This window comes from Microbacterium sp., assembly GCF_041909575.1.
Lineage (GTDB): Bacteria > Actinomycetota > Actinomycetes > Actinomycetales > Microbacteriaceae > Microbacterium.
The window spans coordinates 1-5262 of sequence record NZ_JAYRDE010000152.1 but is presented as its reverse complement, the minus strand read 5'-3'; the positions used below and the strand labels follow the sequence as shown (position 1 = coordinate 5262).

Genomic DNA, 5262 nt, shown 5'->3' with positions numbered 1-5262 from the left:
TCGCCTGGGAACACGGCGGACCCACCGCCCTCACCAACCACGCCCCGCTATGCACCGGACACCACACCGTCAAACACCACGGCGGCTGGACCGTCCACCACATCCCCCACACCGGCGGCGCACTCCTCTGGACCTCACCCACCGGCAGACGCTACCGCGTCAACCCCGAACGACCCACCCCCCACTTCCGGCCATCCGACGCCGGAGCATCCGACGCACCCTTCTGACGACGCGAGCTACTCACCGGACACGGGCCGAGCCGCCCCACCCCTCAGACCCGACCCAGAACGACACTCCCGGCGCGAGGGTGGCGACGCCGCAGGCATCCGGTGAGCATAGGAGCATGACCGCGCAGCCGATTCCCGCGACCGAACTCCTCATCGGAACCTCACGCACCATGCGATTCGAGGGCGAGCGTCACGGTTCAGGCGTGTCGTTCTTCTACGTCGACAACGACCCCGGCATGGGACCAGGCCTGCATCGCCACCCCTACACCGAAACCTGGCTCGTCATCGAGGGCGAGGCGACCATCCGCATGGGGGACGACACCGTGATCGCGCATGCCGGCGACACGGCCGTGGTCCCCGCCGACACGTGGCACGGGTTCACCAACACGGGCATCGGTCGCCTGCGGATCATGTGCATCCATGCGTCGCCGGTGATGATCCAGGAGAACCGGGAATCGGCCTGACCCCCAGGCGGCGCGAGGAGCCGCCGTGGGTCAGTCGTCGTCGTCCTTGCGCTTGCGCCACCGAATTCCGGCCGAGATGAATCCGTCGAGATCCCCGTCGAAGACGATCGCGGGGTTGCCGACCTCGTGCCCGGTGCGCAGGTCCTTCACGAGCTGCTGGCCGTACAGGAAGTAGGAGCGCATCTGGTCGCCCCAGCTGGCGGTGATGACACCGGCCAGCTCCTTCTTCTTGGCAGCCTCTTCCTCACGCTTGAGCAGCAGGAGGCGGGTCTGCAGCACCCGCATCGCGGCGGCGCGGTTCTGGATCTGCGACTTCTCGTTCTGCATCGACACGACGATGCCCGACGGGATGTGCGTGAGCCGGACGGCGGAGTCCGTGGTGTTCACCGACTGGCCGCCCGGACCGGAGGACCGGAAGACGTCGACCCGGATGTCACCCTCGGGGATGTCGACCTCGACGGCTTCCTCCATCACGGGGATGACCTCGACGGCGGCGAAGCTCGTCTGGCGCTTGTCGGCGGATCCAAACGGGCTGATCCGCGCGAGGCGATGCGTTCCGGCCTCGACCGACAACGTGCCGTACGCGTACGGGGCGTCGACCTCGAAGGTCGCGGACTTGATGCCCGCACCCTCGGCGTACGACGTGTCCATGACCTTCACGGGGTACTTGTGGCGCTCCGCCCAGCGCAGGTACATGCGCATGAGCATCTCGGCGAAGTCCGTGGCGTCGTCGCCACCGGCGCCGGAGCGGATCGTCACGACCGCAGAGCGGTCGTCGTACTCGCCGTCGAGCAGGGTCTGCACCTCGAGCTGGCTGATGATGTCCTCGAGCTCGGCCAGTTCGTGCCGCGACTCTTCGGCCGAGTCCTCGTCGTCCATCTCGTTGGCGAGTTCGACGAGCACATCGAGGTCGTCGAGACGCTGCTCGATGTCGGTGATGCGCTTGAGCGCCGACTGACGATGGCTGAGCGCGCTCGTGATCTTCTGAGCCTTCTCGACGTCGTCCCACAGATCAGGGGCGCCGGCCTCCTCGCTCAGTCGCGCGATCTCTTGGGTGAGCGCCTCGACGTCCACGACCGCCTTGATGTCGGCGAACGTGGAGCGCAGGGCCTGGATATCGGCGGACAGATCGAGCTCGAGCATGACACTCCAGACTAACGTGGATGGACGTGAGCGAACGCCCGGACTCCCCCGCCGTCCGGGATGTGCTCTGGCGCTTCGCCCCGATGATCTACGGACCCACGGTGCTCTTCGCGCTCGGCGAGGGCGCCGTCATCCCGCTCATCCCCGTCATCGCGGCTCAGCTGGGCGCCGATGTGGCCACCGCAGCCCTCGTCGCATCCGCCCTCGTTGTCGGGCAGCTGTGCGGCAACATCCCCGCCGGGTGGGCCGTCGCCCGCATCGGCGAGAGACTGACGATGGCCGTCGCCGGCCTGCTCTCGCTCGGTGGCGCGATCGCACTCGCCGTCGCCCCGTCGCTCGGCGTGTTCGCGGCATCCGTCTTCCTCATCGGCTTCTGCGCGGCCGCCTTCGGTCTCGCGCGCCACTCGTTCATGACGACGCGCGTCCCCCTGGCGTTCCGCGCACGGGCACTGTCACTGCTGGGCGGGACGTTCCGCCTCGGCATGTTCATCGGCCCGTTCGTCGCGGCCGGACTCCTGGCCGTGTTCGGCGACGAGCACGCCGCGATCTGGTTCTTCGCCGCGTGCCTGGTCGCGACGATCCTGCTGGTGCTTCTCGGCCCCGATCCCGACTCCGCGATCGCCGCCACGACCGCCGCCGCACACGCGAGTCCGCCGCGCCCGGCAGCCCCAGACTTCGCCGAAGACACGGGCGAGACGATCACCGCCTCCCTGCGCGTCGCGCCCGGCGTTGACGGACGGCGCGCCGGTGTCTTCCGCACGATGTGGCACTTCCGCCGCGTCCTCTCCCGACTCGGGCTCGCCGCCGCGTCCCTCGCCGCCGTGCGCTCGGCCCGCCAGGTCGTGCTGCCGCTGTGGGGCGTGTCCATCGGCCTCGACGCGCAGACCATCGCGCTCGTCGTGGGCATCTCGGGCGCCATCGACTTCGCCCTCTTCTACGCGAGCGGCCAGGTCATGGATCGGTTCGGCCGCCTCTGGGCGGCGCTGCCTGCAATGCTCCTCATGGGCGCAGGATTCATCGCACTCGCCTTCACCCACGACTCCGCACAGAACGCGATGTGGTTCGCGATGTTCGCCGCGGTCCTGGGCGTGGGCAACGGCCTGTCCAGCGGCATCCTGCTCACTCTCGGCGCGGACGTCGCACCGAAGGCCGACCCCGCCCCCTTCCTCGGATCGTGGCGCACCCTCACCGATGCCGGCGGCGCAGTTTCGCCCCTCCTCGTCTCCGGGATCGCCGCCGTCTCCACCCTCTCGGTCGCGACCGGCGCGGTCGGCGTGATCGGCCTGCTCGGCGCGGTCGCCTTCGTGCGCTGGGTGCCGCGCTTCATCCCCCGGGCGCGCTCGTGACCGAGACCGTCGCCTTCTGCCGCAGCCGCAGCCAGGGCCGTCGCTGCACGCGGCCACTCGATCACGCGGGCCTCCACCGGAACCGGACGATCATGTGGACGGATGCCTCCGCCGACCCGCTCCATTGCGCCGGATCGGGACGGCCGGCCGCGCCCGCCGCCCCCGCGCCCGACGGCTACCCGCACGGCCGCGCACTGTGCGACGTCTGCCTCCGCTTCGTGCCCCTGGAGGACGGATGCCTCGTCGACCACGACACCTCCGACCCCGGCGAACCGGCCGACGAGGCGCAGCGGCGACGCGACTGGTTCAACGCAGCCGGCTGACCCGGCGGGCTGAACCGTCGCCGAACGACACGGCTGAACCGGCGTGTGAACACGACGATGGCCGCGACTCCCCAGACCGCGGCCATCGTCCCCCGGCGCCCGACGCGCCTTTTGCTCCCGCGAGGATGGCTTTAGGCTAGGAACCGCCGATGAAGGCGACTATCGGGTGAACTACGAACCGGGGCTGGGGATTCATCCCTAGGTAGTCCTGACGTGCGGGAAGCACGGGCAGGAGGGGGCCGTGGGGAACAACGACGACGAGTACGCGCTGGTGGTCGCACGCGACCACGTGCGAGCGGACTACGCCAGGCTGCTGGCGCGCCTGAACCTGCGCGCGCAGAGCTTCGCCAGCGCAGCGGATGCCTCGATCCGGCTCGGTGCGCGAGCGCCGGCCGTCGCCATCCTGGAGGTCGAGCACGGCGGCTGCGCGCTGCTGCACGAGCTGCGCGATCGATACGGTCCGGATGCCGCAGTCATCCTGGTGTCGGCGGACCGGACGACCCCCGCCGACGTGGTCGCAGGGTTCCTCATCGGCGCCGACGACTACGCCGCCGAGACGATGGACGCCGAGGAGCTCCTGGCGCGCGTGCGCCGGCTCGTGGAGCGCACGCGCCGGGAGTCGACGGCCACCGCGGGACTGCGACGGCTCTCCTCCCTCACCGGCAGGGAGCAGCAGGTGCTCGCTCTCACCGCGGACGGACTCACACAGAAGCAGGTCGCGACAGTCCTCGGGATCAGCATCAAGACCGTCGGCGCGCACATGCAGAACCTGCTGGGCAAGCTGGGCGTCCACTCCCGCGTCGAGGCCGTCGCGCTGGCCGTCCGATCGGAACGGCCGATGCGTCCGGACCTGCTCCCCGATCGAGCGCGAGCGACCGTCGTGCCCGTGATCCCCCGTCGCCACGCCGGCTGACGCGCGGCTCGGCTAGACCCAGGCCCGGCGAACCGCTTCCGCGCCGAGCTGCATCCGCGTGGTCACGCCCGCGACCTCCATCAGATCGGCGACCCGGCGCTGGACGGTGCGCACCGAGATTCCCAGCTGCGTCGCAGCCGCGGCATCCGTCACTCCCAGCAGCAGCAGTCGCAGCAGGTCCCGGTCGACGTCCTCGGTGGTCTGGACGGCGGCGATCGGAAGGAACTCGGCCGCCGAGCGCCAGTACTCGTCGAAGATCGAGATCACCAGATCCAGCAGGCCGCTGGGATGGATGAGCAGCGCGCCGAAGCCCTCCTCGGGCGAATGCGCCCGCATGGGCACGAGCGCCATCTGATCGTCGGCGATGAACATGCGCGTGGGAAGGGTCGGCAGCACGCGCACCTCCTCGCCGATCTCGGCCATCTCGCGTGCAGCGGCGAGGAAGCCCGGACGCTCGAGCACCGCGCTCTCGACGATCACGCGATACCGCACGCCCCGCGCGAGGGCCCGGTCCTCCTCGACGTTCTCCTCGCCGCTCACCAACGCGATCTCGTTGAGCACGAGCACCCGCACCTGCTCGCTCGCCGCTGCTTGGAGCTGCGCGACGCGCTGTCGCACCGCGTCGTCACCGAGCACGACCTCGACGACGTCCGCCACGCTGCGCTGCTCGGCCGAGTGACGGTAGAGGTCGTTCAGCTCCACGAGCGCCTCGTGCGCGCGGGTCAGCCCGCGCTCCCGCTCGAGCAGCAGCGGACGCAGCGCCACTGCGGGCGGTGACGCGATGAAGCGGTCGCTGCTCGCCGCCTGGCGGGCGAGCAGGCCGAGCCGCTCGAGCTCGGCGGCGAT

6 protein-coding genes and 1 pseudogene are annotated in these 5262 nt (G+C 70.3%); 5 read left to right on the top strand and 2 right to left on the bottom strand.

The annotated features are described in order from the left end of the window. A pseudogene (locus tag ACE3O1_RS14680) lies at positions 1-227 on the top strand (HNH endonuclease); the annotation flags it as partial. Between the two features lie 116 nt (positions 228-343). After that, on the top strand, positions 344-691 hold the full coding sequence (locus ACE3O1_RS14675) for a cupin domain-containing protein (protein WP_374316301.1): 348 nt from the start codon (positions 344-346) through the stop codon (positions 689-691). Between the two features lie 30 nt (positions 692-721). Here the strand turns inward: ACE3O1_RS14675 and prfB are convergent, their stop codons facing one another. Further along, entirely contained in the window at positions 722-1834 is a 1113-nt protein-coding gene (gene prfB, locus ACE3O1_RS14670; protein ID WP_374316299.1) for a peptide chain release factor 2, read from the bottom strand. 20 nt (positions 1835-1854) lie between these two features. Between prfB and ACE3O1_RS14665 the strand changes: the two genes are divergently transcribed. From ACE3O1_RS14665 to ACE3O1_RS14655, 3 genes are all read left to right on the top strand, one after another. After that, complete coding sequence (locus ACE3O1_RS14665) at positions 1855-3180, top strand: MFS transporter (RefSeq protein ID WP_374316297.1); 1326 nt, start codon at positions 1855-1857, stop codon at positions 3178-3180. Further along, positions 3177-3503, top strand: coding sequence for a hypothetical protein (locus ACE3O1_RS14660; RefSeq protein WP_374316295.1), 327 nt, complete (start codon positions 3177-3179; stop codon positions 3501-3503). Before ACE3O1_RS14665 ends, ACE3O1_RS14660 begins: the two co-directional genes overlap by 4 nt. 241 nt (positions 3504-3744) lie before the next feature. Further along, positions 3745-4416 carry a response regulator transcription factor gene (locus tag ACE3O1_RS14655; RefSeq protein WP_374316293.1) on the top strand — a complete coding sequence of 224 codons (672 nt, stop codon included), beginning with the start codon at positions 3745-3747 and terminating at the stop codon, positions 4414-4416. A gap of 12 nt (positions 4417-4428) precedes the next feature. On the opposite strand, the gene ACE3O1_RS14650 is transcribed toward ACE3O1_RS14655, so the two are convergent. After that, a partial coding sequence (locus tag ACE3O1_RS14650; RefSeq protein WP_374316291.1) for a transcriptional regulator TrmB occupies positions 4429-5262 on the bottom strand: 834 nt, incomplete at its 5' end.

Coding starts and splice junctions, on each gene's coding strand:
- prfB (WP_374316299.1), bottom strand. CDS start 1,834: ATGCTCGAGCTCGATCTGTCCGCCGATATCCAGGCCCTGCGCTCCACG.
- ACE3O1_RS14675 (WP_374316301.1), top strand. CDS start 344: ATGACCGCGCAGCCGATTCCCGCGACCGAACTCCTCATCGGAACCTCA.
- ACE3O1_RS14665 (WP_374316297.1), top strand. CDS start 1,855: ATGGACGTGAGCGAACGCCCGGACTCCCCCGCCGTCCGGGATGTGCTC.